Here is a 990-nt window from a genome sequence, read left to right on the forward strand (position 1 = left end):
GCGCTCGGCCATCTCCTTGGCGGTGGGCTCGTCCAGGTAGGAGCCGTGCTCGATACTGTCGACGCCGGCGGCGAGGCTGCGGCGGATCCCGTCGATCGACAGTGCGTGTGCGGCGACCCGTAGGTCGAGGTCGTGTGCCTCGTCGACGATCGCGGTGAGCTCGGCGACGGTGTAGTTCGGCCAGTGGGGCTGCTCACCGGGTGACATCCCGCCGCTGGCCATGACCTTGATGAAGTCGGCGCCCTCGCGAGCTTGCAGCCGGACGAGCTTGCGGCACTCGTCGACGCCGTCGGCGGTGTCCCAGCGGCGGCGGGGGGTGTAGGGCGGGTAGAACAGGTCGCCGTGGCCGTTGGTCATGGTGATCCACCACGGGGAGACCAGCAGCCGCGGGCCGATGGTCAGGCCCTGCTCGACGAAGTCGCGCAGCTCGATCTCTCCGACGTCGCGGTGGCCCATCACCCGTAAGGTGGTGAAGCCGGCTGCGAGGGCCCGATGGGCGTTGCGCAGCCCGTGCAGAAGCTTGGCCGGCTTGGTCACTTGCCCGCGGAAGGTGCTGCTCGCCACCACGTTGTCGTGGTCGGAGTTGGTCGTCAGGTGCACGTGCGCGTCGATCAGACCGGGCAGGACGGTGCAGCCGGTCGCGTCGATACGTCGTGTCCCGGCGGGCACTGCGGCATCGTCGGCGGGCCCGACGTACGTGATGATCCCGTTCTGGATGACGACGAGGCCGTTCACGTGGTGTGTGCCTGGTGCGGCCCAGACGAGGCCGCCCTCGATGGCGATGTCGTTCACCTGTTCACCGTCCGCTGGTACGTGGTATGTCTGAGGCCAGGGAGCTCGGCGACAGCCGCCTGCACGTCGCCGAGCCCTGCATGTCACCGAGCCGCTGAGGCGGTCAGATTCTGGAGGGCGTGAGGCCCTCGGCGAAGGCGGGCAGGACCTGTTCGGCCATCAGTTCCATCTGGGCGACGACGGCCTCGACGGGCTGGC

General features: G+C 69.1%; 1 protein-coding gene. It reads right to left on the reverse strand.

Annotation, left to right across the window (positions count from 1 at the left end):
* The coding region (locus PKE99_RS37785) for an amidohydrolase family protein (protein ID WP_271215062.1) at positions 1 to 792 on the reverse strand (792 nt) is incomplete at its 3' end.
* Positions 793 to 990 lie beyond the last annotated feature (198 nt).

It is taken from the genome of Pseudonocardia halophobica, from assembly GCF_027922425.1.
Classification (GTDB): Bacteria; Actinomycetota; Actinomycetes; order Mycobacteriales; family Pseudonocardiaceae; genus Pseudonocardia; species Pseudonocardia halophobica.